Source organism: Amaricoccus macauensis, assembly GCF_014201905.1.
GTDB classification, from domain to species: Bacteria; Pseudomonadota; Alphaproteobacteria; order Rhodobacterales; family Rhodobacteraceae; genus Amaricoccus; species Amaricoccus macauensis.
The window spans coordinates 147,506-174,453 of sequence record NZ_JACHFM010000001.1 but is presented as its reverse complement, the minus strand read 5'-3'; the positions used below and the strand labels follow the sequence as shown (position 1 = coordinate 174,453).

The window sequence follows — 26,948 nt, the reverse complement described above, 5'->3', positions numbered from 1 at the left end:
GCGAGATGATTGCCTACATGTGTGCCGTATTGTATGCAGTCAATTTAGTCGCGGGAGACGGTCAGCTCCGCGGCTTCGTGTTCTCCGGGTCATAGAGCGGCTTGTAGCCGACGCCGGCGACCTCGACCGGATAGGTCTCACCGAAGTATTGCACCGCGAGCTTGCGCCCCTCCTGACAGAACTCCCAGGGCAGATAGGCAAGCGCAATGTTCCTGCCCACGCTCGGCCCGAAGGCGATCGACGTGGTGAACGACCGCCGCCCGAGCGCGTCGACCAGCGTCTCGCCGGTCTCGGGATCGATCACCGGCAGCGTCCCGACCGGATAGCGCGCGACGCCCTTCGCATCGACGTTGTCGGTCATCACCAGCGTGCAGAGCATCGCCGGCTGATGCTCGCGCGCCCGGTACTCGAGATGCTTCGCCTTGCCGCGGAAGTCGGCCTCCTTGACCTTCGGCCGTGCAAGATCGGCCTCGAGCAGGTTGTATTCGGTCAGCAGGTCGGAATTCTGCAACCGCAGGCTCTTCTCCAGCCGCCGGCTGTTGGCATAGGTCTCGACGCCCACGGCCATCACGCCGGTCGCGCGCAGCGCGTCCCAGACCGCGAGGCCGTCGCCATAGGCCATGTGCAGCTCCCAGCCCTGTTCGCCCACATAGGAGATGCGGAACGCCATCACGTCCTTCCCGGCGATCCTGAGCGGCCGGATGGCGGCGAAGGGGAAGTTCTCCTTCGACAGCGCCTCCGGGTCTTCGACGACCTTCGAGAGGTTCTCCCGCGCGTTCGGCCCCCAGATGCCGATGGTCACGAACGCCTCCGCGACGTCGGTGATCGTCACGTCGAAGCCCTTGTCCTCGGCCACGCGCCGCATGTAGTGGAAATCGCGCGGGCCCGCGTCGGCGCCGTTCACCATGCGGATGCGATCCGCCATGCGGAAGATGGTGAAATCCGCACGCACCATGCCCTCGTCGTCGAGAAAATGCGTGTAGATGCCCTTGCCGATGTTCGCGTCGCCGCCGACCTTTGCCGTGCAGAGCCATTCCATCAGCGCCACGTGGTCCGGGCCGGAAATGTCGGTCATGTGGAAGTGCGACAGGTTGATCAGCCCGCAGTCCTCGCTCATGGCGAGCTGCTCGGCGTTCGACACCCGCCAGAAATGCCGGTTGTCCCACTCGTCTGCCCGCACCGGCACCTTGTCGCCGTAGGTCTCCAGCAGGGGCTCGTTCGCCGCATAGCCATGCGCCCGCTCCCAGCCGCCGAGCTCCATGAAGTGGCCGCCAAGCTCCTTCTCGCGCTCCCAGAACGGCGAACGCCGGATGCCCCGGCCGCCGGCGAAGGGCTCGCGCGGATGCACCGGCGGGTTGTAGATCTTGCGCGCCGTCTCGGTGCAGCGCTCCTCGATGAACGCCTCGGTCAGCGCGAACGGATTGAAGCGGGCATAGTCGATCCGCGCATGGTCGATCGCCGTCCGTCCGTCGGTCATCCAGTCGGCGATGAGCTTGCCCATGCCGGGCCCGTCCTTCACCCAGATGCCGACCGCGTACCAGAGGCCGCGCACCTTCTGGCTCTCGCCCATGGACGGCCCGCCGTCGGTCGTGGTCTGCAGAAGGCCGTTGAACGAATGCCCCTCGTTGTAGCCGAGTTCACCCAGGATCGGCGTCAGCTCCATCGCCCGCTCCAGCGGCTCGATGACCTGCTCCATGTCGAGGTCGCGCTGCGACGGCGAGAGGCGCGCCTGTTCCTTCTCGAGCAGGTCGCGCGGATGCACCAGCCGCGGCGTCGTCTCCTCGTAGTAACCCCACTCGATCTGCCCGCCCTCGGCGGTCTTCGGATCGCCGGTGTCGCGCATGTAGGCCGAGTTGCCCTGATCGCGCATCAGCGGATAGCCGATTTCCTTGCCGGTGCCCGCGAACTGGTCATACGGCCCGAAGAAGGTCAGCGGGTGATCGACGGGCATCACCGGCAGGTCCTCGCCCGCCATCTCGGCGATGAGCCGCCCCCAGAGCCCGGCGCAGACCACGACGTAGTCCGCCATGATCGTGCCGCGCGTCGTGACGACGCCCCGGATCCGCCCGTCCTCGATGATGAGCGACTTCGCCGACGTGTTGGCGAACGGCTTCAGCTTGCCCGCCGCCTCCGCCCGATCGACGAGTTTGCCCGCGACGGTCTGCGAGCGGGGAATGACGAGGCCCGCGTCCGGGTCCCAGAGGCCGCCCTGCACCAGGTCTTCCTCGATGAGCGGGAACTTCTCCTTGATCTCGGCCGGTTCCATCAGCCGCGCCCGCGTCCCGAAGGCGCGGCCCGAGTCCACCTTGCGCCGAAGCTCGTTCATCCGCTCGTCGTCGCCGACCCGCGCAACCTCGATGCCGCCGACGCGCGCGTAGTGGCCCATCTTCTCGAAGAAATCGACCGAGTAGAGCGTCGTCCAGCACGACAGCGCGTCGTGGCTCGTGGCGTAGCAGAAGTCCGATGCATGCGCCGTCGAGCCGATGTCGGTCGGGATGCCGGACTTGTCGATGCCGACGATATCATCCCAGCCGCGTTCGATCAGGTGATGCGCGACAGAGGCGCCGACGATCCCGCCGAGCCCGACGATGACGACCTTCGCCCGTTCGGGAAACGCTGACATGTCTCTTCTCCTTCTCGATCTTCGCGGGCTCGATCTTCGCGGGCGAGGTGGCGGCGGTGATGCGGCAGGGGGGCATGATGCGCCCGATCCCCGGCCTGCGACAGGAGATTTGCGTCACTTGCGGATTACCTTTACGACATGGCGGGCGATACATGGGCAGACGAGACGATCGCGACCGGCGGCATGAGGTGCAGCATGAGGTTCGGTGACGTGACGGAGAGCGGAGCGAAGCGATCCTCGGCGGCGCGGCCGCACCGGCCCGGCCGTCATCTCTCGGTCGGCTTCATTCTCGCGCCGCGCTTCACGCTCTGCGCCTTCGCGAACTTCGTCGATGTCCTCCGGCTCGCCGCCGACGAGGGCGACCGGTCGCGGCCGATCATGTGCGACTGGTCGGTGCTCTCCGACAGCATGGACCCGGTGCCCTCGAGCTCCGGGGTTCCGGTCCAGCCGGGCGAGCGGCTCGGTGATCCGGTGCGCTTCGACTACATCGTCGTCGTCGGCGGCCTGCTCGAGGAAACGCCGAAGATCGGCCCGGCCTACACCGCCTTCCTCCGCCGCGCCGCGGAGGCCGGAGTCCCGCTCGTCGGCCTGTGCACCGGCGCCTTCATCCTGCACCGCGCCGGGCTGATGCAGGGCTATCGCGCCTGTGTCAGCTGGTTCTGTCACGCCGATTTCCTCGAACAGTTCGATGGCCTCGAGCCGATCTCCGATCAGGTCTTCGTGGTCGACGGCGACCGGCTGACCTGCGCCGGCGGCGCCAGCTCGGCGCATCTCGCGGCCCATCTCGTCGAGAAGCACATCGGCCGCGCACAGGCGAGCAAGAGCCTGCACATCATGATCATCGACGACGCACCGCGCGCCGACCGGCCGCAGCCCGGCATCCCGCTGGAACTCCGGACCGCAGATCCGATGGTCAAGCGTGCGCTTCTTCTCATGCAGCAGCGCATCGACATGCCGGTGCCCGTGGCCGAGATCGCGCGCCTCATGGGCAACAACAAGCGCCAGCTCGAACGCCACTTCCGCGCGGCCCTCGGCACCTCGCCGCAGGCGGCCTTCCTCGACATACGCCTTGCCTTCGCCCGCCACCTGCTCGAGGCAACGGAGAAGTCGGTCTCGGAGATCGCCGTCGAATGCGGCTTCTGCGATTCTTCGCACCTCAGCCGGTCGTTCCGCCTCCGCTATGACCGCACGCCGTCAGAAGCGCGCAGGGTGCCCGCATCGGAGGGCGCCGCCCCCTGACCGCGCGCCTTGCGGAAGGCATCGGGCGTCGTGCCCGTGGCGGCGCGAAACACCCGGATCATGTGCGGCAGGTCGCAGAACCCGGTCTCCGCGGCGATCTGCGTCGCCGAGCGCCGGGTGGTGAGCAGGAGATGCCGCGCCTGCTCGACGCGGATCAGCCGGTCCGCTTCCAGCGGCGTCATCCCCAGCGCCTCGCGGAAGTGCCGCTCCACCTTGCGCCGGCTGACGCCGATCTGTCCCACCACACGGCCGATGGAGAGCGGCGCGTCGATCGACTGCTGCATGACGAGCAGCGCCCGGCGCACCAGCGGGTCGTCGGTGACGAGCGCCAGCGGCATCCCCGGCTGCGGCTCCTCGGCGGCCGCCTCGTCGATGATCATGATGTGCAGGCTCTTCGCCGCCCGCGCCCGCCCGAGGTGGCGCTCGACGATGAACGCCGCGAGATGCGCCGAGGACACCCCGCCCGAACAGGTGAGCCGGTCGCGATCGACCACGAAAATCTGGTCGCTGACCGGCTTCAGCCCGTCGAAGCGCTCGAGGAAGTCCTCGTGGTGAAACCAGCTCACACAGGCGCGATAGCCCTGCATCAGCCCGGCGCGGTGCAGCGCGAACGTGCCGGTGCAGACGCCCACGAGCGGGATCCCCGCCGCCGCCGCGCGTTCGAGAAAACGCACCGTGTCGGGGTGGAGGTTCTCGATCTCGTCGACGAGCCCGCCCACCACCACGAGATAGTCGAAGCGCGAAGGATCGCCGAGCCGCTCCTCCGGCTGGACAGCGATCCCCGAGCTCGAGGCGATCGGCTCCATGGTCGGTGACAGCACCTTCCATGCGCAGAGGATCGGCCGCGACCGGTCGCCCTCGTCGGCGGCGAGCCTCAGGACATCGACAAAGTTGCCGAGCGCGCAGAGCGTGAAGCGCCGGGCGAGAATGAAGCCGACAGTGAGCTGAGCCAATCGCACCTCCGCCGCCAGCATACACGAGATCTGACGCAAGGGTACAGGTCCGCGCCCCCGGGATCCGCTATAGAGACCCGGACATCTTGGGAGCACCGGCAATGACGCATTTTTCCCTCGCCCAGGTCATCAAGGGCGCCCTGAGCGGCCAGAAGAACTGGACCCCCCAGTGGCCGGATGCCGAGCCAAAGGCGTCCTACGACGTCATCATCGTCGGGGCAGGGGGCCACGGCCTCGGCGCCGCCTACTACCTCGCCAAGGAGCATGGCATCACCAACGTCGCGGTGATCGAGAAGGGCTGGCTCGGCGGCGGCAATACGGGCCGCAACACCACCATCATCCGCTCGAACTACCTCTACGACGAGAGCGCCCGGCTCTATGACCACGCCCTCGACCTCTGGGAGAACCTGAGCCAGGACCTGAACTACAACGTCATGTACTCCAAGCGCGGCGTGATGATGCTGGCGCACAATGTCCACGACGTGCAGTCCTCCCAGCGCCACGTGCACTCGAACCGCCTGAACGGCGTCGACAACTCGTGGCTGACGGCGAAGGAGGCGAAGGCCTTCTGCCCGCCGCTCGATATCTCGCCGTCCGCGCGCTACCCCGTGCTTGGCGCCGCCCTGCAGCGCCGCGCCGGCACCGCGCGCCATGACGCCGTGGCATGGGGCTATGCCCGAGCCGCAGCCGCCCGCGGCGTCGACATCATCCAGAACTGCCCGGTCAGCGCCATCCGCCGTGGCCCCGACGGCCGCGTCACCGGCGTGGAGACGGCGAAGGGCTTCATCGCCGCGAAGAAGGTCGCCGTTTCCGCCGCCGGTCACACCTCGGTGGTGATGGAGACGGCCGGCGTCCGCCTGCCGCTCGAGTCCTACCCGCTTCAGGCGCTGGTCTCCGAGCCGATCAAGCCGATCTTCCCCTGCGTCGTCATGTCGAACTCGGTGCACGCCTACATCAGCCAGTCCGACAAGGGCGAGCTCGTCATCGGCTCCGGCACCGACCAGTACGTGAGCTACTCCCAGCGCGGCGGCCTGCCGCTCATCGAGCACACGCTCGCCGCGATCTGCGAGATCTTCCCGATCTTCCGCCGCATGCGGATGCTGCGGAAATGGGGCGGCATCGTCGACGTGACGCCGGACCGCTCGGCGATCCTCGGCAAGACCCCGGTCCCGGGGCTCTACGTCAACTGCGGCTGGGGCACCGGCGGCTTCAAGGCGACGCCGGGCGCTGCCCACACGCTGGCCCACACGGTGGCCCGCGACGAGCCGCACCCGATCAACGCGCCCTTCACGCTCGAGCGCTTCACCACCGGCCGCCTCATCGACGAGGCCGCCGCCGCCGCGGTCGCCCACTGATGCCCGCCGCCGCAATCCGCCCCGGTTTTCATATGGGCAGAAACCCTATCGGGCAGTGGCGAGGGGCCCCGCCAACAGGCGGGGAGAAACCTCGACCCGCGGGCGCCAGCCCGCTGCCGCTGAAGGAAGGCCGCAACGGCGGCCGCCCGACCAGCGGCGGCCGAGCGGGGGCTTCAGCCCCCCGAGGCCGGCGCTCCCCCGCCGCCGCCCGATCCACCCCGTTCCCGCTTCGGAGGTCCGTGCCATGCTGCTGATCCATTGCCCCTACTGCGAGCAGGACCTTCCCGAGCTCGAATTCGCCTACGCGGGCGAGGCCCACATCGCCCGGCCCGCCGATCCGTCGAAGCTCACCGACGAGGAGTGGCGCGACTTCCTCTTCATCCGCACCAACCCCCGCGGCGTGCATTTCGAGCGCTGGCGCCACATCAACGGCTGCGCCCGCTTCTTCAACGCGGCCCGCGAGACCGTCTCCGACCGCTTCCTTCTCACCTACAAGGCTGGCGAGCCCCGTCCGGACGTCGCAAAGCTCACGGGAGTAGCGCAATGACCAGCAACCGCCTTCCGAACCGCGGCCGCGTCGATCACGGCAAGCCCGTCCGCTTCACCTTCGACGGCAAGGCCCTTCAGGGTCTCGCCGGTGACACCCTCGCCTCGGCGCTGCTCGCGAACGGCATCCACCTGATGGGCCGCTCGTTCAAGTACCACCGCCCGCGCGGCGTGGTCTCCGCGGGTTCCGACGAGCCGAACGCGCTCATGGGCACCCGCCGTGGCGCCGGCCAGTTCGAGCCGAACACCCGCGCCACCATCCAGGAGCTCCGCGACGGGCTGGAGGCCACCAGCCAGAACCGCTGGCCGGGGCTCGGCTTCGACGTGGGCGCGGTCAATGACCACCTCGGCTCGCTGTTCTCCGCGGGCTTCTACTACAAGACCTTCATGTGGCCGCGCGCCTTCTGGGACCGCGTCTACGAGCCGGTCATCCGCGGCGCCGCCGGCCTCGGCGTCTCGCCGACCGAGAGTGACGCCGACAGCTACGCCAGCCGCTTTGCCCACACCGACGTGCTCATCATCGGCGCCGGCCCCGCCGGTCTCGCCGCGGCGCTTGCCGCCGGCCGCTCGGGCGCGGCCGTGATGCTCGTCGACGAGACCGCAGAGCCCGGTGGCTCGCTCCTCTCCGAGCCCGACGTCGTCATTGACGGCAAGCCCGCGTGGGACTGGCTCGCCGCGACGCTGGCGGAGCTCGCCGCCCTGCCGAACGTCACGATCCTCACCCGGACGACGGCGATCGGCTACTATCACCAGAACATGATCGGCCTCGCCCAGCGCCTGACCGACCACCTCGACACCGTCCCCGCAGGCGCCCCGCGCGAGCGGATGTGGAAGGTGCGCGCCAACCAGGTCGTGCTCACCCAGGGCGCGCTCGAGAAGCCGCTGGTCTTCGACGGCAACGACCGTCCGGGCGTCATGCTCGCCGGCGCCGCGCAGACCTACCTGAACCGCTACGGCGTGAAGGTCGGCGATCGCCCGGTGATCGTCACGTCGCACGACTCCGCATGGTACACCGCCTTCGATCTTGCCGAGGCGGGCGCGAAGCCCGTCGCCATCGTCGATGTCCGCACGGACGTCGCGGGCGCGCTCACCGACCGTGCCCGTGAGCACGGCATCGAGACCCTGATCGGCCGCACCGTCACCGGCACCTCCGGACGGCTGCGCGTCAGCTCGATCCGGGTGAACCGCGTGGAGAACGGCAAGGCGACGACGCCGCGCGACATCGCCTGCGACACCGTGCTGATGTGCGGCGGCTGGACGCCCTGCCTGCATCTCTTCTCCCACACCAAGGGCAGCCTTGCGTGGGACGACGAGCTGAAGGCGTTCCTGCCCGGCCACCGGACCGAGGCCGTGCACATCGCCGGCGCCGGCCGCGGCCTCTGGGGCATCGCGAGCGTCCTCGCCGACGGCGCCGCCGCCGGCACGCAGGCGGCGCTTGACGCCGGGCGCGACGCCACCGAGCACGCCCACACCGTCGAGGCCGACCGCCCCGGAACCGGCATCACCGTGAAGGAGCTGCCGACCGACCGCGACCCGGGCAAGGCGAAGGCGTTCATCGACTTCCAGAACGACGTCACCGCCAAGGACATCCGTCTCGCCGTCCGCGAGGGGATGCGCTCGATCGAGCACGTGAAGCGCTACACCACCAACGGCATGGCAACCGATCAGGGCAAGATGTCGAACATCAACGGCCTGATGATCGCCTCCGACGCGCTCGGAAAGGCGCCGCCGCAGGTCGGCCTCACCACGTTCCGCCCGCCCTACACGCCGACGACGTTCGGCACCTTCGCGGGCTACCACAAGGACGCGACCTTCGAGCTGACCCGCAAGACCCCGATCGACCCGTGGGCCGAGGCGCATGGCGCCGCCTTCGAGCCGGTCGCGCTCTGGCGCCGGGCGTGGTACTTCCCGAAGCCGGGCGAGGACATGCACGCCGCCGTCCGGCGCGAGTGCCAGGCGACCCGCGCCAGCGTCGGCATGTTCGACGCCTCGACCCTCGGCAAGATCGAGGTCGCGGGCCCCGACGCCGTCACCTTCATGGAACGGATGTACACGAACCCATGGGCGAAGCTCGGGGTCGGCCGCAGCCGCTATGGCCTTCTCCTTGGCGAAGACGGCTTCATCCGGGACGACGGCGTCATCGGCCGCCTCGGGCCGGACCTCTTCCACGTCACCACCACCACCGGCGGCGCGGCGCGCGTCCTCAACATGATGGAGGACTACCTTCAGACCGAGTGGCCCGACCTTCAGGTCTGGCTCACCTCGACCACCGAGCAGTGGGCGACGGTCGCGCTGCAGGGCCCGAACGCCCGCAAGCTCCTCGAGCCCTTCGTCGAGGGTCTCGACATCACGGCCGAGGCCTTCCCGCACATGGCGGCCGCGGAATGCACCGTCGCGGGCTTCCCCGCGCGCCTGTTCCGCGTCTCCTTCACCGGCGAGCTCGGCTTCGAGGTGAACGTCCCCGCGCGCCATGGCCTCGCCCTCTGGGAAAAGCTGTGGGAAGCGGGCCAGCAGTACGACGTCTGCGCCTACGGCACCGAGACGATGCACGTGCTGCGCGCCGAGAAGGGCTACATCGTGGTCGGCCAGGATACCGACGGCACGCTGACGCCAGCGGACGCCGGCCTCACCTGGGCGATCGGCAAGAAGAAGCCCGACTTCGTCGGCAAGCGCTCGCTCAGCCGCCCGGACATGGTGGCGCCGGGCCGCAAGCAGCTCGTCGGCCTCCTGACCGACGATCCGACCGTCGTGCTGCAGGAGGGCGCGCAGATCGTCGCCGATCCGAACCAGCCGAAGCCGATGAAGATGCTCGGCCACGTCACCTCGTCCTACTGGAGTGACGCGGTCGGCCGCTCCATCGCCATGGCGGTGATCACCGACGGCCATGCCCGGGAGGGCGAGACGCTCTACATCCCGATGCCGCACCACATCCTGACGGCGAAGGTCGTCAAGAACACCGTCTTCTACGATCCCGAGAACACGCGCCTCAGCGCCTGAGCAGGAGAGAGCCATGAATGCCATGTCCCCACTCGCCGCCGGCGTGACGATCACCGAGCTGGCGCCCACCGTCCGGATCGCGCTGCGCCTCGCGGACATCTCGACCGCGCCCGGCCTCGCGCTGCCGGTCAAGGTCGGCGAGCGCAGCGCCGAGGGCGGCCGCACCGTCCTCTGCCTCGGCCCCGACGAATGGCTGATCGAGGCGCCGGAAGCGGGCCGTGATGCCCTCTTCGCCGCGCTTGGCGCGATCAGCGTGCCGCACAGCGCCGTCGAGGTCTCCGATCGCGAGATCACGCTGGAGCTGGAAGGCCCGGCGGTCCTGACGCTCCTCGCCTCCGGCTGCCCGCGCGATCTGGCGCGGATGCCGACAGGCTCCGGCGCGCGCACGGTCTTTGACTCCGCTCAGGTCGTCGTGACCCGTGAGGCCGAAGACCGCTTCCACCTCACCATCTGGCGCTCGTTCGCCCCCCACGTCCGGGCCATCCTCGATCTCGCCACCCGCGAGCTCGCCGCAGGTCTCTGAAGGGAAATCGCCATGCTTGACACCACCAGCTCCTCCCGCCTCACCGACGATGCCATCGCCGCCGCCATCGGCCGCGAGCTCGGCCGGCAGCAGCACCAGATCGAGCTGATCGCCTCGGAGAACATCGTCTCGCGCGACGTGCTGATCGCCCAGGGGTCGGTTCTGACCAACAAGTACGCCGAGGGTTATCCCGGCAAGCGCTACTACGGCGGGTGCGAGTTCGTCGACGAGGTCGAGACCATCGCCATCGACCGGGTGAAGGAGCTCTTCGGCGCGGCCTTCGCCAACGTGCAGCCGCACTCCGGCGCGCAGGCGAACCAGGCGGTGTTCCTCGCGCTCCTCCAGCCCGGCGACCGCATCATGGGCCTGAACCTCGCCCACGGCGGCCACCTGACCCACGGCTCGCCCGTCACCATGTCGGGCAAGTGGTTCGACGTGGTGAGCTATGAGGTCCGCGAGGACAACCAGCTCATCGACATGGAAGCCGTCCGCGCCAAGGCGCTCGAGACGAAGCCGAAGCTCATCGTCGCCGGCGCCTCCGCCTACCCGCGCGAGATCGACTTCGAGGGCTTCCGCAAGATCGCCGACGAGGTCGGGGCTTACCTGATGGTCGACATGGCGCACTACGCCGGCCTGATCGCCGCCGGGCTCTACCCGAACCCGGTGCCGCACGCCCACGTCACCACCTCGACCACCCACAAGACGCTCCGCGGTCCGCGCGGCGGCATCATCCTGACGAACGACGAGGCGCTGGCGAAGAAGCTGAACTCGGCCGTGTTCCCGGGCAATCAGGGCGGGCCGCTGATGCACGTCATCGCCGCCAAGGCCGTCGCCTTCGGCGAGGCGCTGCGGCCCGAGTTCAAGGACTACGCGGCGAGCGTCATCGCCAATGCCCGCGTCCTCGCGGCGACCCTGCAGAAGGGCGGTCTCGACATCGTCTCGGGCGGCACGGACTCCCACATGGTCCTCGTTGACCTGCGCCCGAAGGGCGTGACGGGCCGCGATGCCGAGCGGGCGCTGGAGCGCGCCGGGCTCACCTGCAACAAGAACGCGATCCCGTTCGACCCGGAAAAGCCGTTCGTGACGTCGGGCGTTCGCCTCGGCACCTCCGCCGGCACCACCCGCGGCTTCGGCGAGGCGGAATTCGCCCGCGTCGGCGAGCTGGTGCTCCGCGTCGTCGACGCCCTTGCCGCCAGCGGCGCGGAAGGCGATGCTGCGGTCGAGGCCGAGGTTCTGGCCGAGGTGCGCCGCCTCACCGACGCACACCCGGTCTACACCGGCTGAGCCGGTCATCTTCCTTTCGTCACGGTCAATCCGTGCTGAAAGGTGTTGCGTATCAATGAGATGACATGCCTGCGCAACCTGCGCGGGCATGCGCCCAAACTCACGGAGGCGGCCATGTTCCTCAGCGTCTTCGACATCTTCAAGGTCGGCGTCGGCCCGTCGTCGTCGCACACCATGGGCCCGATGCTCGCCGCCGCGCGTTTTCTCGACGCGCTGCGTGACGGGGCCGACCATGTCCCGGGCTCCGGCGCCGCCACCCGGATCGAGGCCACGCTCCACGGCAGCCTCGCCTTCACCGGCAAGGGCCATGCCACCGACCGGGCGGTGATCCTCGGGCTTCTCGGCTTCGTTCCCGACACCCTCGACCCTGAGGAGGCCGAGCGCCGCCTCGCGGCCCTCACCGAGACCGGCACGATCGACGTCCCCGGCATCGGCCCGCTCGCCTTCGACCCGGAGAAGGGCGTCGTCTTCGACTACGGCCCGCCGCTGCCCGGCCATGCCAACGGCATGGTGCTGCGCGCCTTCGACGCGGCCGGCAACCTGCACCTGACCGAGACCTATTACTCGATCGGCGGTGGCTTCGTGCTGACCGAGCGCGAGCTCAGGACCGCCGACATCAAGGGCGACGACGCCAAGGTCTCCCGGCCCTGGCCCTTCGCCAACGCCGTCGAGATGCTCGCCATGAGCGAAACCTCCGGCCTCTCGATCGCCGCGATGAAGCGCGCGAACGAGACCGCGGGCGGCCATACGACCCTCGACGCGGGCCTTGACCGGCTCTGGTCGGTGATGGACGCCTGCATCGACCGCGGCCTCGTCACCGACGGCATCCTGCCCGGCGGCCTCAAGGTGCGCCGCCGCGCCAAGGCGATCCACGAAGCCCTTCAGGCCGAGCGCGGCAACAACCTCGCCCAGCCGCACACGGTGAACGACTGGCTCTCGGTCTACGCCATGGCGGTGAACGAGGAGAACGCCGCCGGTGGCCAGGTCGTCACCGCGCCCACCAACGGCGCGGCCGGCGTCGTACCGGCGGTGATCCGCTACTACCGCGACCACTGTGTCGGCGCGACCCACAAGGGCATCCGCGACTTCATCCTCACGGCCGCCGCCGTCGGGGGCATCATCAAGACCAACGCCTCGATCTCTGGCGCCGAGGTCGGCTGTCAGGGCGAGGTGGGCTCGGCCTCGGCCATGGCCGCCGCCGGCCTCTGCGCCGCCCTCGGCGGCACGCCCCAGCAGGTGGAGAACGCCGCCGAGATCGCGCTCGAGCACCACCTCGGCATGACCTGCGATCCGGTGAAGGGCCTCGTGCAGGTGCCCTGCATCGAGCGGAACGGCCTCGGCGCCATCAAGGCGGTGGCCGCCGCGAGCCTCGCGCTGCGCGGCGACGGCATCCACGTCGTCCCGCTCGACGTCTGCATCGAGACCATGCGCCAGACCGGCCACGACATGAGCGTGAAGTACAAGGAGACCTCGACCGGCGGCCTCGCCGTCAATCTCCCCGAGTGCTGAGGGGCTGAGCGCGCTATTCGACGGTGACGGACTTCGCGAGGTTGCGCGGCTGATCCACGTCCGTGCCCTTCAGGATCGCCGTGTGATAGGCGATGAGCTGGGCGGGCGCCGCATAGACGATCGGCGCCACGAACGGATCGAGCGTCGGCAGCGCGAGGGTCCGCCACGTGCCCTCGCCAGCCCAAGAGATCCCGGCGGCGTCCGAGAGCAGCAGTACCTTGCCGTCGCGCGCCATCACCTCCTGCATGTTCGACACCGTCTTGTCGAAGAGCGGGTCGGTCGGGGCGAGGACGATCACCGGCACCGCATCGTCGACGAGCGCGATCGGCCCATGCTTCAGCTCGCCCGCCGCGTAGCCCTCCGCATGGATATAGCTGATCTCCTTCAGCTTCAGCGCGCCTTCGAGGGCCAGCGGATACATGCTGCCCCGCCCGAGGAAGAGCACGTCCGAGGCGCGCGAGAGATCGCGCGCGATCTCGGCGATCTCGGGCTCCAGCGCGAGCGCGCGGGAGAGCAGGCCCGGTGCCGTCGCGAGCGCCGTCGAGAGGCGCGTTTCCTCGGCGGCATCGAGGGTTCCGCGCTGGCGCCCGGCGGTGATCGCGAGGGCGGCGAGGACGGCGAGCTGGCAGGTGAAGGCCTTGGTGGAGGCGACGCCGATCTCCGGCCCGGCGAGGATCGGCAGGGCGACCTCGCTCTCGCGGGCGATCGTCGATGTCTCGACGTTGACCACCGCGACCGTCCGGCCGCCCGTCGCCTTCACGTAGCGCAGCGCCGCGAGGGTGTCGGCGGTCTCGCCGGACTGGCTCACGAAGATCCCGAGGGTGCCGGCATCGAGCGGCGGCTCGCGGTAGCGGAATTCCGACGCCACCTCGATCTCCACCGGCAGGCGCGCGAACCGCTCGAACCAGTACTTCGCCACGTGGCAGGCATAGTGCGCCGTGCCGCAGGCGACGAGGACGATGCGCGAGGCGCTGGTGAAGTCGACCGGGACGGGCAGGCGCACGGCGGCGCGGTCGGGCGTGAGATAGCGGGCAAGCGCGTCGGCGAGAACGCCCGGCTGCTCGTGGATCTCCTTGGCCATGAAGTGCTTGTAGAGGCCCTTCTCCGCCTGGAAGTTCTCGAGCGCGACCGTGTGCAGCGTCCGGGTGACGGGGGCGCCGTCCGCGTCGAAGATCTCGATCTGCTCGCGGGTCAGGACCGCGTGGTCGCCTTCCTCGAGGTAGGCGATGCGGTTGGTGAGCGGCGCCAGCGCCAGCGCGTCGGAGCCGACGAAGGTCTCGCCGTCGCCGTAGCCGACCGCGAGCGGCGAGCCGCGGCGGGCGGCGACGAGGAGGTTGTCCTCACCCTCGAAGAGGAAGCAGAGCGCGAACGCGCCTTCGAGGCGGCGCAGCGTCGCGCGGGCGGCCTCGACGGGCGGCAGGCCACGGGCGAGCTCGCGGGCGCAGAGCTGGGCCACGGCCTCGGTGTCGGTCTCGGTCTCGAAGACGATGCCGTCGGCCTCGAACTCGGTGCGCAGTGCCCGGAAGTTCTCGATGATGCCGTTGTGGACCACCGCGACGCCGCCGGCCATGTGCGGGTGGGCGTTGCGCTCGGACGGGCCGCCGTGGGTCGCCCAGCGGGTGTGGCCAATGCCGGCGTGGCCGCGGATCGGGTCGTGGACGAGCAGATCGGAGAGCGCGATGAGCTTGCCGACGGCCCGGCGCCGGCCGAGGCGGCCGTCATCGACGGTGGCGATGCCGGCACTGTCGTAGCCGCGGTATTCGAGCCGCTTCAGGGACTCGAGGATGAGCGGGGCGACCTCGTGCTGGCCGAGGATCGCGACGATGCCGCACATCAGTTGGTCGCCTTCTTCTTGAGGGCGCGGAGGTTCTCCATCAGCCGCTTTGCAAGGCCGGGCCTGGTCTCCTGCTTGCCGCGCGCGACGGCAAGGGCGTCGGCCGGCACGTCCTGGGTGATGACGGAGCCTGCGGCGACGAGGGCGCCGGCGCCGATCCTGACCGGGGCGACGAGGGCCGAGTTCGAGCCGATGAAGGCGCGGGCGCCGATGTCGGTCTGGTGCTTGAAGACGCCGTCGTAGTTGCAGGTGATGGTGCCGGCGCCGATGTTGGCGCCCGCGCCGATGCGGGCGTCGCCGATGTAGGTGAGGTGGTTCGCCTTGGCGCCTTCCTCGACGATGGCGTTCTTGATCTCGACGAAGTTGCCGATGTGGACGTCCTCGGCGATCTCGGCGCCCGGGCGCAGCCGGGCGAACGGGCCGATCTTCGCGCCATGGCTCACGTGGCAGCCTTCGAGGTGGCAGAAGGCGTGGATGGTGACGCCGGACTCGACGGTGACTTCCGGGCCGAAGACGACGTTCTGGCCGATCGTCACGTCGCGGCCCACGTGGGTGTCGAGGGCGAACCAGACGGTCGAGGGGTCGGTGAGGGTGGTGCCGTTCTCCAGCGCCTCGGCCCGGGCGCGGGACTGGAAGGCGGCTTCGGCGGCGGCGAGGTCGGCGCGGGAGTTGACTCCGAGGGTCTCGGCCTCGGGGCAGGCGATCGCGGCGGCGGCGAGGCCGCGGGCGCGGGCCAGTGCCACGATGTCGGTGAGGTAGAACTCGCCCTTCGCGTTGTCGTTGCCGACCTCGGCGAGGAGCGAGACAAGGGTGGCGGCGTCGGCGGCCATCAGGCCGGAGTTGCAGAAGCGGATGGCGAGCTCGTCCGGTGTCGCCTCCTTCGCCTCGACTATGGCTTCGAGCGCGCCGTCGCGGGTGACGAGGCGGCCGTAGCCGCCGGGGTCGGCGGCCTCGAAGCCGAGGACGACGACCGCCGCACCGGTTGCGCGGGCGTCGAGCATGGCCTGCAGGGTCTCGGGCCGCACGAGCGGCGTGTCGGCGTAGAGGACGATCACGTCGCCGTCGAAGCCCGCGAGTTCCGGCTCGGCCTGGCGGACGGCGTGGGCGGTGCCGAGCTGTTCTTCCTGCCGGACGATGCGGATATCGGGGTCGATATGGCGGGCGGCGGCGGCCACGGCCTCGCCGCCATGTCCGGTGACGAGGATGGTGCGCTCGGGGTCGAGACCACGCGCGGCGGCCAGCGCATGGGCGAGGAGCGGCGCGGAGGCGAGCGGGTGCAGCACCTTCGGCAGCTCGGAATTCATCCGCGTGCCCTGACCGGCAGCAAGAACGATGACGGCGACGGGCATGGGGTCTCCCGGGGGTTGGAACTCGGTCGGGGCCGGTTCTATCAGGGGCGGATTCCGGGCGGAAGGCCGCGGGGGATCAGATTTGGTTTCAATGTCTTGCGGCGCGTCGGGGTGCGCAAGTTGCCTGGGCTGGTCAAGGGTCTGATATGGCTCGACATTCAAGATATCGTTAACCGGTCCGCAAGGATTGCAGCTCGGGGCCGGCGGCTTTCCCGTCTTTCGCACGCCGCGCGGGCGGATGCGGTTGCGCCCGGAGTCGTCCCATGGGGCTCGCTGGCGCGTTGCCAAGGCAGCCCCGGTCGGCCATGAGCGTGCGGGACGGGCTGGGGAGAACGGCGATGCGCGTGGCAGTTTTCGATCTGGACGGGACGCTTGCCGATACCGGGGCGGACCTGATCGCGGCGGCGAATGCCGCGCTCGGGGCGCCACTGCTCGATCCCGAGCGGCACCGGGCAACCGCGTTCGCAGGCGGCCGCGCCATGCTCCGCGCCGGCCTCGGGCCGGGGCATGAGGACGAGGTGGAACGGCTCTATCCGGTGCTGCTCGACGCCTATGCGCAGGCGATCGCGGTGGAGACGCGGCTTTATGACGGCGCGGAGGCGGCGCTCGATGCGATCGAGGCGGCGGGCTGGCGGCTCGCGATCTGCACCAACAAGCCCGAGGGACTGGCGCGCGCGCTGCTTGGCGCGCTGGGCGTGCTCGATCGCTTTCCGGTGCTGCTCGGCGCCGACACGCTGGCGTGGAAGAAGCCCGATCCGCGCCACCTGCTGGAAGCGGTCAGCCAGTCGGGCGGGGTGCGGGAACTCGCGGTGCTGGTCGGCGACACGGTGACCGACCGCGAAGCCGCCCGCGCGGCGGGGATCCCGTGCGTGCTGGTCGGCTTCGGCCCGGGCGAGGTGGAAACCCTCGGGCCGGAAGCGATCATCGGGCATTTCGACGAACTGCCGGCAGTGCTGGAACGGCTGGTGCCGGCGGGTTGAGGCGAAGAAGCTCAGCTTTGCCCGACTGAAGGGGATATGACGACGTCGCCGTATACCCTTACCACTCCTCTCTCCCACGCGCGCTTGAACCAAGTGGGGTGTCGTTTTACTTGTTGTCGGATGCCGTCACTGCCTATGATGTCGGCGGCACGATAGGCGTACCTCAGGAAGTTTCGCCTCTTGCCAAGATGAGTGTATCGACTGAGACTTTGGCGCTTGAACACCTCAGGCGACGGGATTCGTTTTCGGCTTGCGGCAATCAGCTTCGCATGTATCCCACGTCTCATTTTTCCTCTGTATGCATCCAATGAGGATTGTCTGATGAGGGTTTCTTTTCCATCAAAGGTAAACCCGAGGTATTGGATCGGCTTTTCTGATGCCAGTCGACCGTCTCTAAATTCAGCGGACTCGGATTTATCAATGGACAAGGCGAGGCCGACATCAGCCAGCATCTTTTCGACTACTTCAGCAACCTCGTATCGGACCGTTGCATCAAGCGGTAGAATGATAGCTATGTCGTCCGAGTACCGCCGATAAGAGCCGTAGTGTCGGTCGCAGAGGGACTTCAGTTTCTGGTCAAAGGACCTCAGAAAAATGTTAGCGTAGAGCCCTGAAATGGGAGTCCCTTGAGGGATTCCATAAGGCAGGTCGTGTGTCCGTATAAGTCCGCTCTTCCGGCCTCGTACGTGATCAGCGAAATCGGAAGGAGAACATATTCGTCCTCCGCGATTTCTCCTCCTACCGAGTATCAAATCGAGATCCGTCGTCTCGACCCACGAGTAGCGGGTCACGTTCTTCCATACAGTTGCATCATGCCCCGTGAGACGCCCGACATCCAGTAATCGTGCAATCTCGTCGCGAAGGCGACTGTGCTCCAATGAATCAAAGAATCCCGAAATATCCAGCGCAACCACGAAGCAATCTCTTCGCGACCGGATCTCATCAAATAGTGCCTTTGCATGGTGAATGTTTGTGCCTCCATCCTTGCGGTAGGCAAGAATGCATTCAGACAAACCGTCATTTTTGAGGGCATGCTCGTAGTATGTACTCAAGTATGCTGAATATGCCTGTAGATAGGCTGCGTCATTGTGGCTTGCGTATCGGATTGCGCGCTTCTTGATGCTCTGCAAAGCGGCTTTCCTGCCTATCTTCTTAATCCGCCTCTTCTCTTCAGTGAAACCGAGTAGTGGAAGAAATCGGTGCGGTCTAACTTCACGCGAGAAATCAATCGAAATATTTCGCTCTATATCGCGAAGCGGCAGGTCAAAGTGACGGTATCTCCGTTCCTTGCAGATGAAAGGTGCGACAAAATCGTCGGTGGATGGATCGAACTCATTCTCGGATGGTAAGTAAAACCCGGGCATATTGACTCCGTTCGTCTAATGCCCGGGCCATTTGACCTCACTCCCAAGAAGGCGCGTCGAGCGCCCTCCGGTACGAGAGTACCTGGCGTGGTATGCTGTTACCACGTTGTGCATGGAAGGATGCGACATGACCGGAATCACGCCGACCCTGCAGCCTTGGGCGCGGGTGGCGCTTGCGGGCCTTAACACTGGTCAGCCGGGCCCTCAGTCCCGGGGCGCTTTATGTTGTAGCGGCAAGCTGAAGATGCGCAAGGGAGTGTGCGCTGATTTCCGCCTATTCACGAAGGTGTGATAATTGCACCGCCTTCGTGGTCAACAGCGCGGCCGGCGAGGCTCTGCTCGTTGGTTACTTCTACTGTTCGGGTATTCGGCCCGCAATCGGGAGTTTGCTAGGCTGATGGTCTTGGTCTCGTCACGGTTGGAGCAGCCTTTTCGACGGCCGTCAGCGTCACTGGCTGGCCTGTCGCTCGGAGGAGAAGTTCTGCTTCAGGTAGGCGAGGATCGTGGCCCGGGAGTCGGCGTCGGGTTCGACCATGCCTTGCGTGTCGCGCATCCAGTTCCAGAGCTCGTCCCAGCGCGCGTCGGTGAGGCGCTGTTGCTTGATGATCTCGGTCGAGTGGCAGGCGACGCACTGGTAGTAGGTTTCTTCCGCGCCCGGACCATCGGGCAGGCCGCCGAGTTCGACGTTGCCGGCGGCCTCGCCCTCGGTCTTCGCCGGGGCGACGAGGCTTGTCATCGGGTCCATGACGTTGCTGCCGGCGGGGCGCCCGCTCAGCATGCGCATGGGGTCGTCCCTGGCAACAGCCATTCCCGAGCAGAGGGCGAGCAGGGCGGCGCCGAGGATGGCGCGTGAAAAGAGACGGGACATGTTCTGACCTTCCTCGCGTTCGGGATCATGCGCCCCCGCGACCGGTCGCGGGGGTGGCCGTGAAGCTCAGGCTTCGGCGATCAGCGCGATGCGGTGCTGTATGTTGTTGGCGTAGCCGCGCGGGTTCCAGCCGGGCGAGAGCGGCGGCTGGCTGATGCCGTCGCCGTCGGTCGCACGCGCCCAGACCTCGTAGTAGCCGTGCTGGGGCAGGGTCACGTCGGCGCGCCAGCGCTGCCAGGCGAAGCGGTTGGGGGCGGGGTCGAGCCTTGCCTCCTGCCACGTCTGGCCGAAATCGGTCGAGATGTGGACCGCCGCGACATCGCCCTTGCCGCACCATGCCTGCCCGCGCACTTCGGTGGCGGTGTTGGCTTTCACGCTGGCGCCGGTCTCGGGGAAGGTGACGACGGACTTCACCGGCATCTCGGTGAGGATGACCATGTCCTCCTCGGGAACCTCGGTGCCGGGCGCGACCGGGTAGGCCGGCAGGCGGTAGGAGTCGCCGGTCATCTTCGCGCCGTCATGCACTTTGTCCCGGACCCAGATGCGGTTGAGGTACTTCTGCGACACCGACGCCGGATAGCCCGGCACGATCAGGCGCAGCGGGAAGCCGTGCAGCGCCGGCAGCGGCTCGCCGTTCAGCGCCCATGCGATGATCGCATCTTCCTCGAGCGCCTTCTCGATGGGCACGCCGCGCGAGATGACGACCTTTTCCGTGTCACCGGAGAGATGCACGTCGTTGCCGTAGTGGCCGGTATAGACGGCGGTCTGCTTGACGCCGGCCTCTTTCAGGACGTCGGCGAGGCGGACGCCGGTCCATTCCGGGCAGCCGACGGCGCCCATGGTCCACTGGTTGCCGGAGGTGCCCGGCTGGAAGAAGGCGCGTCCGTTGCCGCCGCACTCGATGACGAGGCGGCTCGACACATTCTCGAAGCGGGATTTCAGCTCGTCGATGGTGAGCTTCAGGGGGGTGTCGACTTCGCCGTCGATGGTCAGCGTCCAGCCTTCGGCATTGGCGTCGAGGGCGGTCTGCGGCACGAGGCCGTTCATCCGCACGAAGAGGTGCTTGTAGGGCGTGATGTCGTCGTCGAGCAGGTGGGCGGGGGTCTCCGCGTTCAGCGGGCGGTCGCCGAGGACGGTGAGCCCGTCCTTGTCCTTCATGAAATCGGTCCCGGCGTCCTGCGCGAAGGCGACCGGCAGGAGGCCCGCGGGCAGGTGGCGCTCGAACGGGATCGCCATGCCGAGCATGGCGCCGAGCGCCGTGAGCCCGCTGGTTCTCAGGAAGCTGCGCCGTCCGGAGTCGGCCGTTGCCGGCTCGGCGTCAGGGCCGTGGGCTTCCCCGATGCTGGATTGGTCCATGATGACATCCTCCCTCCCGTCAAGCGTACCATCGTGGAGTCGGAAGCTTCCATCGAAAATGTCCGAAAATCAGCGAATAAATCGAGAGAACAGGTGAGTTGATCGTAGATTGTTTCAGGCTTGAAGAACTTGCGCGGATGTATCCGTCGGTACCTAACGCTTGCGGAATGTTCCTGGGATTATCCTGAAATACTGGTGAGGTCGTTATTTCTGCCCAGAGTGCTCGCCCGGATCAACCCGACAGTGGGTGCCGCTCGCGCGGCAACCCGTGCAGGGCTAGCGCCGCGGGCTGGTGAGGTTGCCGCCGTCGATGCGGCGGAGGGAAATTTCCAGTCTTGCCTCGGAGGCGTGAATCGCGCGGAGGGCGTCGCGGATGTAGAGCATGTGCGCCTCCGAGGCGTCGCCGGCCCGGGCCGGGTCGCGGGCAATGATCGCCTCGAAGATCGCGCGGTGCTGGTCGCGCAGCACGTCGCGCACCTCCGTCCGGGAGTAGAGCTTGTCGCGGTTGTAGAACACCCCGGTCCTCAGCATGCCGGCGAGCGCCCGCATGATCTGCAGCAGCACGAGGTTGTGGCTCGACTCGTAGATCGTGACGTGGAGGTCGACGTCGGCGGCGGCTTCGGCTCCCGCGTCGGCGGGGCCGTGGGCGCGGTCCATGCGCTCCATGCAGGCGGTGAGGGCGGCGCGGTCGATGTCGTTCGCGCGGACGGCGGCGAGGGTCGCGGCCATGCGCTCCATGGTGGCGCGGAATTCGAGATAGTCGTCGATGGTCTCAAGCGGCTGCTCGGTCAGGAGCGCCACGAGCGGGTCGGTGATCGAGGTGCCGAGGGGGGCGACGACGGTGGCGCCGCCGGTCTCGCTGGCGAGGAGGCCTTTCGCTTCCAGCAGCTTGATCCCCTGGCGCAGGGTGGGGCGGGAGACCTTCAGGCGCGCCGCCAGTTCGCGTTCGGCGAGCAGTTGTGCGCCGGGGCGGAGCGAGCCCTCGCGGATGAGATCCTCCACGTGCCGCGCCACCTGCTCCGCCGCGCTGGCGCCCTTGATCTCGGTCACTGCTGTTCCTCCCCCCGGTGGCCGGGGGAAAGCTAGCAGATCGGGACGGCATGGGAAGGTGAATTTCCTGTTGCGCGACTATGGTAAGAATGTATTACCATCGCGATCACTCCGGCTCTGGCGGTTGACCGGAGAATTCCAGCAGGGAAGCTCGCGTCAGCCGGGTCGCGCCGATGGCGCGGTCAGGTGAATATCGTGCGCGATGTTCCTTGAAACAGAGGTAGCATTCGCTCCTGGGGGGCCCGGAGAAGGCACCGGGAGTCGTTCTCGATAGTGGAGGGACAGACGCAACATGACCTGGTCTCAAGTTTACGATCCGCTCGGCAACATGTGGTTGTCGACGCTTCTCGCGGCCCTGCCGATCATCGCGCTGCTCGGGGGCATCGGCATCGTCGGCATGAAGGCGCACACGGCGGCGCTGCTCGGCCTTGCGGTGGCGCTCCTCGTCGCCGTCGTGGGCTTCGGCATGCCAGTGAAGATGGCGGGCGCGTCGGCCGCCTATGGCGCGGCGTTCGGTCTGCTGCCGATCGGCTGGATCATCCTCAACGTGATCTTTCTCTACCGGCTCACCGAGCAGACCGGGCAGTTCGACATCCTGCGCGACTCGATCGCGGGGCTGACCCCGGACCGGCGGTTGCAGCTGCTCTTCATCGCCTTCTGCTTCGGCGCGTTCTTCGAGGGCGCGGCGGGCTTCGGCACGCCGGTCGCGGTGACCGCGGCGATGCTGATCGGTCTCGGCTTCGCGCCGCTTGCGGCCGCGGGTCTGTCGCTGATCGCGAATACCGCGCCGGTCGCCTATGGCGCGCTCGGCTCGCCGGTGATCGCGCTTTCGGCGGTGACGGGGCTCGATCTCCTGCAGCTTTCGGGCATGATCGGGCGGCAGCTGCCGTTCTTTTCGGTCATCGTGCCGTTCTGGCTGGTCTGGGCGTTCGCCGGACGCAAGGGCATGATGGAGATCTGGCCGGCGCTGCTCGTCGCGGGCGTCACCTTCGCCATCCCGCAGTATCTCGTCTCGAACTTCCACGGGCCCTGGCTCGTCGATGTGATCGCGGCGCTCGTCTCGATGGCGTCGCTCGCGGGCTTCCTCAAGATCTGGCGTCCCAAGCGGATCTGGACCAAGACCGGTCTCGACGACTCCGAGGCGCCGCCGGTCGAGCCGAAGCACACCCACTCGAACGGCACGGTGTTCCGGGCCTGGCTGCCGTGGATCATCCTGTCGGTCTTCGTGTTCGCGTGGGGCACGCCGCAGTTCAAGGCCCTGCTTGACCAGATCTTCATCTGGAAGCTGCCGGTTCCGGGCCTCGACCAGCTGGTGCAGAAGGTGCCGCCCGTCGTCGCCGAGGTGCACGCGGAGGCTGCGATCTATTCCTTCAACATCATGTCGATGACCGGCACGGCGATCCTCTGCGCGTCGATCGTCTCGGGGCTGGTGCTCGGGTTCAATCCGGTGAAGCTGGTGCGCGAGTACTTCCAGACCGCGTATGTGGTGCGCTTCTCGCTGCTCACCATCGCCGCGATGCTCGCACTCGGCTACGTCACCCGCTATTCGGGCACCGACGCGACACTTGGTCTCGCCTTTGCTCAGACCGGGTGGATCTACCCGTTCTTCGGGACGATGCTCGGGTGGATGGGCGTGGCGCTGACCGGGTCGGATACCGCGTCGAACGTGCTCTTCGGCGGGTTGCAGAAGATCACCGCGCAACAGCTCGGGCTCAGCCCGATCCTGATGGCGGCGGCGAACTCCTCGGGCGGTGTGATGGGCAAGATGATCGACGCGCAGTCGATCGTCGTCGCCTCGACCGCGACCAAGTGGTACGGGCAGGAGAAGGCGATCCTTCGCTATGTCTTCTTCCACTCGATCGCGCTTGCCTGTCTCGTCGGCATTCTGGTCATGGCACAGGCCTACGTCGATCCGTTCACCGCGATGGTGCCGACCGAGGTCATCACCACGACGCCGTAAGCAACGGCAAGCGAGGGCCGGGGGGCGGCGCGCCGCCCCCCGGGTGTGCGAGGGGGAAGCAATGCGACGGCGTTTCGAGCGAAGCGGGGCTTCAGGCCCGCGGGGATCGACATTTCCCCGGTCAGCGCCATCCAGCCATGCGCGCCCCCGGCGGGTGCTCGCGCCCCTCCCCGGGAGAGGCGTGCGCGGCTGGATTTGTCACGCGCCAAATCCAGCTTACGTCAGCGTCAGGGATGACGATCGGCCGGGGAGTTCCTCCTGATGACGCAGTTTCTCGACGAACTCGCGGCGATCGTGGGCAAGGCGCATGTCCTGACCAGCGACCGCGACACCCGGCCCTATCGCAAGGGCTTCCGCTACGGCGAGGGCAAGGTGGTCGCCGTGGTCCGCCCCGGCAGCCTCGTCGAGCAATGGCGGGTGTTGCGTGCCGCGGTCGCCTCGGGGCGGGTGGTGATCTTTCAGGCGGCGAACACCGGGCTGACCGGCGGCTCGACGCCCTGGGGCGAGTACGACCGCGAGGTGGTGGTGGTGAGCCTCCGGCGCCTCCGGCGGATCCATCTGCTCGGAGGCGGGCGGCAGGTGCTCTGCCTGCCCGGCGCCACCCTGGACCTGCTGGAGAAGGCGCTGCGCCCCCTGGGACGGGAGCCGCATTCGGTGATCGGCTCGTCGTGCATCGGCGCGTCGGTGCTGGGCGGCATCTGCAACAATTCCGGCGGCGCGTTGGTGCGCCGTGGCCCGGCCTTCACCGAGATGGCGCTCTATGCGCAGGTGGGCGAAGACGGCTCGGTCGGCCTCGTGAACCATCTCGGCATCGCGCTCGGCAATGACCCGGAGGAGATCCTCGCGAAGGTCGAGGCGGGGGGCTTCGGCGAGGGCGACATCGCATGGGACACCGGCCTGGCGGCGTCCGACCCGGACTATGGCCAGCACGTGCGCGACGTCGATGCCACGACGCCGGCGCGCTTCAACGCCGATCCGCGACGCCTGAAGGAGGCGTCCGGCTGCGCCGGCAAGCTCGCGGTCTTCGCGGTCCGGCTCGATACCTTCGAGGCCGAGAAGACGAGCCGGGTGTTCTACGTTGGCACCAACGACACCGCCGAGCTGACGGCGATCCGCCGGCACATGCTGGGCCAGTTCCGCAGCCTGCCGATCGCGGGCGAATACATCCACCGCGACGCCTATGACGTGGCCGCCGTCTACGGCAAGGACACGTTCCTGACCATCCGCCGGCTCGGCACCGACCGGATGCCGCAGATCTTCGCCACCAAGGCGCGCTTCGACGCCATGGCGGAGCGGGTGGGCTTCCGCCCGGGGCTCAGCGACCGGATTGCCCAGACCGCGAGCCGGTTCTTCCCGGCGCATCTGCCGAAGCGGATGAACGACTGGCGGGACCGGTATGAGCATCACCTGCTGATCCGCATGGGCGCCGACGGGATCGAGGAGGCGCGCACCTACCTCGCCTCGATCTTCCCGAGCGCGTCGGGAGACTTCTTCGAGTGCACGCCCGAGGAGGGGAGTGCGGCCTTCCTGCACCGCTTCGCCGTTGCCGGGGCGGCGGTTCGGTACCGCGAGGTCCATCCCGAGACCGTGGAGGACATCGTCGCGCTCGACATCGCGCTCAGACGCAATGACGAGGACTGGTTCGAGCGGCTGCCCCCGGAGATCGAGGGGCAGATCGAGCGCAAGCTCTACTATGGGCACTTCTTCTGCCACGTGTTCCATCAGGACTACGTGGCGAAGAAGGGCACGGATTGTCTTGCGCTCGAACATGCCATGTGGCGGCTTCTCGACGCGCGGGGGGCGGAGTATCCGGCCGAGCACAACGTTGGCCACCTCTATGAGGCGAAGCCCGCGCTTGCGGAATTCTACAGGTCGCTCGATCCGACGAACGCGCTGAACCCTGGCATTGGCCAGACGTCGAAGCGCGCCCACTGGCACTAGAGAGGACACCGAGGGGGATATGCTGCAAAACGCCTTGACGATCGCCGACCTGAAGGCGAGGGCGCGCCGCCGCGTGCCGAAGATGTTCTTCGACTATGCGGATTCCGGCGCCTGGACCGAGGGCACATACCGCGCCAACGAGGAGGACTTCGCGAAGATCCTGCTGCGCCAGCGGGTGCTCGTGGACATGACCGACCGCACGCTTGCGAGCGAGATGATCGGCGAGCCGGTCTCGATGCCGGTGGCGATCGCGCCGACCGGCCTGACCGGGATGCAGCACGCGGACGGCGAGATCCTCGGCGCGCAGGCGGCGGAGGCGTTCGGGATACCGTTCACGCTCTCCACCATGTCGATCTGCTCGATCGAGGACATCGCGGCCAACACCACCAAGCCGTTCTGGTTCCAGCTCTACGTCATGCGCGACCGGGCGTTCATCGAGAGCCTGATCGGCCGGGCCAGGGCCGCAGGCTGCTCGGCGCTGGTGCTGACGCTCGACCTGCAGATCCTCGGGCAGCGCCACAAGGACCTGCGGAACGGCCTCTCGGCGCCGCCGAAGTTCACGCCCAAGCACGTCTGGCAGATGGCGACCCGGCCGTTCTGGTGCCTCGACATGGCGCGCACCAAGCGGCGGACCTTCGGCAACATCGTCGGCCACGCGCAGAACGTCGGCGATCTTTCGTCGCTCTCCTCATGGACGGCGGAGCAGTTCGACCCGCGGCTGTCGTGGGAGGACGTGAAGTGGATCAGGGAGCTCTGGGGCGGCAAGCTGATCCTGAAGGGCATTCTCGACCCCGAGGACGCGAAGATGGCGGTGGGCTCGGGGGCGGACGCGATCATCGTCTCGAACCACGGCGGCCGGCAGCTTGACGGCGCGCGCTCGTCGATCGCGGCACTGCCGCTGGTCAAGCAGGCGGTGGGCGACGAGATCGAGGTCCACATGGACGGCGGCATCCGCTCGGGACAGGACGTGCTGAAGGCGATCGCGCTCGGTGCCAAGGGCGTCTACATCGGCCGGCCGTTCCTCTACGGCCTCGGCGCGGGCGGCCGCGACGGCGTGACGCGCGCGCTCGAGATCCTGAAGCGCGAGCTCGACATCACCATGGCGCTCTGCGGCCGCCGCGACATTCGCACCATCGGTCCGGAGATCCTCGACCGGGAGCCGCGTCTGGAAGACCTGCGGGTGTGAGGCAAAGGGGGCGCGCAGGCAGGGCCTGCGC

The 26,948-nt window shown here is 68.0% G+C and carries 19 protein-coding genes; 11 read left to right on the top strand and 8 right to left on the bottom strand.

Annotated elements, in window-relative coordinates:
• Positions 1 to 61: 61 nt before the first annotated feature.
• Complete coding sequence (locus tag HNP73_RS00855) at positions 62 to 2,623, bottom strand: GcvT family protein (RefSeq protein WP_184146185.1); 2,562 nt, start codon at positions 2,621 to 2,623, stop codon at positions 62 to 64.
• Positions 2,624 to 2,818: 195 nt separating this feature from the next.
• On the opposite strand from HNP73_RS00855, the gene HNP73_RS00850 reads away from it, so the two are divergent.
• On the top strand, positions 2,819 to 3,862 hold the full coding sequence (locus tag HNP73_RS00850) for a GlxA family transcriptional regulator (RefSeq protein ID WP_184146182.1): 1,044 nt from the start codon (positions 2,819 to 2,821) through the stop codon (positions 3,860 to 3,862).
• Here the strand turns inward: HNP73_RS00850 and HNP73_RS00845 are convergent.
• On the bottom strand, positions 3,802 to 4,815 hold the full coding sequence (locus HNP73_RS00845; RefSeq protein WP_425486610.1) for a GlxA family transcriptional regulator: 1,014 nt from the start codon (positions 4,813 to 4,815) through the stop codon (positions 3,802 to 3,804). The genes HNP73_RS00850 and HNP73_RS00845 overlap by 61 nt on opposite strands.
• Positions 4,816 to 4,916: 101 nt before the next feature.
• Here HNP73_RS00845 and HNP73_RS00840 point away from each other — a divergent pair, with 101 nt between their 5' ends.
• From HNP73_RS00840 to HNP73_RS00815, 6 genes are all read left to right on the top strand, one after another.
• Positions 4,917 to 6,170, top strand: coding sequence for a sarcosine oxidase subunit beta family protein (locus HNP73_RS00840; protein WP_184146180.1), 1,254 nt, complete (start codon positions 4,917 to 4,919; stop codon positions 6,168 to 6,170).
• A gap of 244 nt (positions 6,171 to 6,414) precedes the next feature.
• Positions 6,415 to 6,717 carry a sarcosine oxidase subunit delta gene (locus HNP73_RS00835; RefSeq protein WP_184146177.1) on the top strand — a complete coding sequence of 101 codons (303 nt, stop codon included), beginning with the start codon at positions 6,415 to 6,417 and terminating at the stop codon, positions 6,715 to 6,717.
• Entirely contained in the window at positions 6,714 to 9,713 is a 3,000-nt protein-coding gene (locus tag HNP73_RS00830) for a sarcosine oxidase subunit alpha (protein WP_184146175.1), read from the top strand. Before HNP73_RS00835 ends, HNP73_RS00830 begins: the two co-directional genes overlap by 4 nt.
• 13 nt (positions 9,714 to 9,726) lie before the next feature.
• Positions 9,727 to 10,236, top strand: a complete 510-nt coding sequence (locus HNP73_RS00825; RefSeq protein WP_184146172.1) for a sarcosine oxidase subunit gamma — start codon at positions 9,727 to 9,729, stop codon at positions 10,234 to 10,236.
• A gap of 12 nt (positions 10,237 to 10,248) precedes the next feature.
• Positions 10,249 to 11,520: a serine hydroxymethyltransferase gene (gene glyA / locus HNP73_RS00820; RefSeq protein ID WP_184146170.1), complete on the top strand. Its 1,272-nt coding sequence runs from the start codon at positions 10,249 to 10,251 to the stop codon at positions 11,518 to 11,520.
• A gap of 114 nt (positions 11,521 to 11,634) precedes the next feature.
• On the top strand, positions 11,635 to 13,029 hold the full coding sequence (locus tag HNP73_RS00815; protein ID WP_184146167.1) for an L-serine ammonia-lyase: 1,395 nt from the start codon (positions 11,635 to 11,637) through the stop codon (positions 13,027 to 13,029).
• 13 nt (positions 13,030 to 13,042) lie between these two features.
• Here HNP73_RS00815 and glmS read toward each other — a convergent pair whose 3' ends face one another.
• Positions 13,043 to 14,863 carry a glutamine--fructose-6-phosphate transaminase (isomerizing) gene (gene glmS / locus HNP73_RS00810; protein ID WP_184146164.1) on the bottom strand — a complete coding sequence of 607 codons (1,821 nt, stop codon included), beginning with the start codon at positions 14,861 to 14,863 and terminating at the stop codon, positions 13,043 to 13,045.
• Entirely contained in the window at positions 14,863 to 16,212 is a 1,350-nt protein-coding gene (glmU, locus tag HNP73_RS00805; protein WP_184146162.1) for a bifunctional UDP-N-acetylglucosamine diphosphorylase/glucosamine-1-phosphate N-acetyltransferase GlmU, read from the bottom strand. Before glmU ends, glmS begins: the two co-directional genes overlap by 1 nt.
• 338 nt (positions 16,213 to 16,550) lie before the next feature.
• Between glmU and HNP73_RS00800 the strand changes: the two genes are divergently transcribed.
• On the top strand, positions 16,551 to 17,192 hold the full coding sequence (locus HNP73_RS00800; protein WP_184146160.1) for an HAD-IA family hydrolase: 642 nt from the start codon (positions 16,551 to 16,553) through the stop codon (positions 17,190 to 17,192).
• Between the two features lie 11 nt (positions 17,193 to 17,203).
• Here HNP73_RS00800 and drt2 read toward each other — a convergent pair whose 3' ends face one another.
• From drt2 to HNP73_RS00780, 4 genes are all read right to left on the bottom strand, one after another.
• Complete coding sequence (gene drt2 / locus HNP73_RS00795; RefSeq protein WP_184146157.1) at positions 17,204 to 18,556, bottom strand: antiviral reverse transcriptase Drt2; 1,353 nt, start codon at positions 18,554 to 18,556, stop codon at positions 17,204 to 17,206.
• Positions 18,557 to 19,004: 448 nt separating this feature from the next.
• Positions 19,005 to 19,424 carry a cytochrome C-552 gene (locus HNP73_RS00790; RefSeq protein ID WP_184146155.1) on the bottom strand — a complete coding sequence of 140 codons (420 nt, stop codon included), beginning with the start codon at positions 19,422 to 19,424 and terminating at the stop codon, positions 19,005 to 19,007.
• 66 nt (positions 19,425 to 19,490) lie between these two features.
• On the bottom strand, positions 19,491 to 20,780 hold the full coding sequence (locus HNP73_RS00785) for a sulfite oxidase (protein ID WP_184146152.1): 1,290 nt from the start codon (positions 20,778 to 20,780) through the stop codon (positions 19,491 to 19,493).
• Between the two features lie 276 nt (positions 20,781 to 21,056).
• Positions 21,057 to 21,830, bottom strand: a complete 774-nt coding sequence (locus HNP73_RS00780; RefSeq protein ID WP_184146150.1) for an FCD domain-containing protein — start codon at positions 21,828 to 21,830, stop codon at positions 21,057 to 21,059.
• Positions 21,831 to 22,122: 292 nt separating this feature from the next.
• Here HNP73_RS00780 and HNP73_RS00775 point away from each other — a divergent pair, with 292 nt between their 5' ends.
• The 3 genes from HNP73_RS00775 (at position 22,123) to HNP73_RS00765 (ending at position 26,917) form a co-directional block, all read left to right on the top strand.
• Entirely contained in the window at positions 22,123 to 23,790 is a 1,668-nt protein-coding gene (locus HNP73_RS00775) for an L-lactate permease (RefSeq protein ID WP_184146147.1), read from the top strand.
• 261 nt (positions 23,791 to 24,051) lie between these two features.
• Positions 24,052 to 25,731, top strand: a complete 1,680-nt coding sequence (gene dld / locus HNP73_RS00770) for a D-lactate dehydrogenase (protein WP_184146144.1) — start codon at positions 24,052 to 24,054, stop codon at positions 25,729 to 25,731.
• Positions 25,732 to 25,750: 19 nt separating this feature from the next.
• The gene (locus HNP73_RS00765; RefSeq protein WP_184146141.1) at positions 25,751 to 26,917 is read left to right on the top strand and encodes an alpha-hydroxy acid oxidase; all 1,167 of its coding nucleotides are present in this window, start codon (positions 25,751 to 25,753) and stop codon (positions 26,915 to 26,917) included.
• The last annotated feature ends 31 nt before the right edge of the window (positions 26,918 to 26,948 follow it).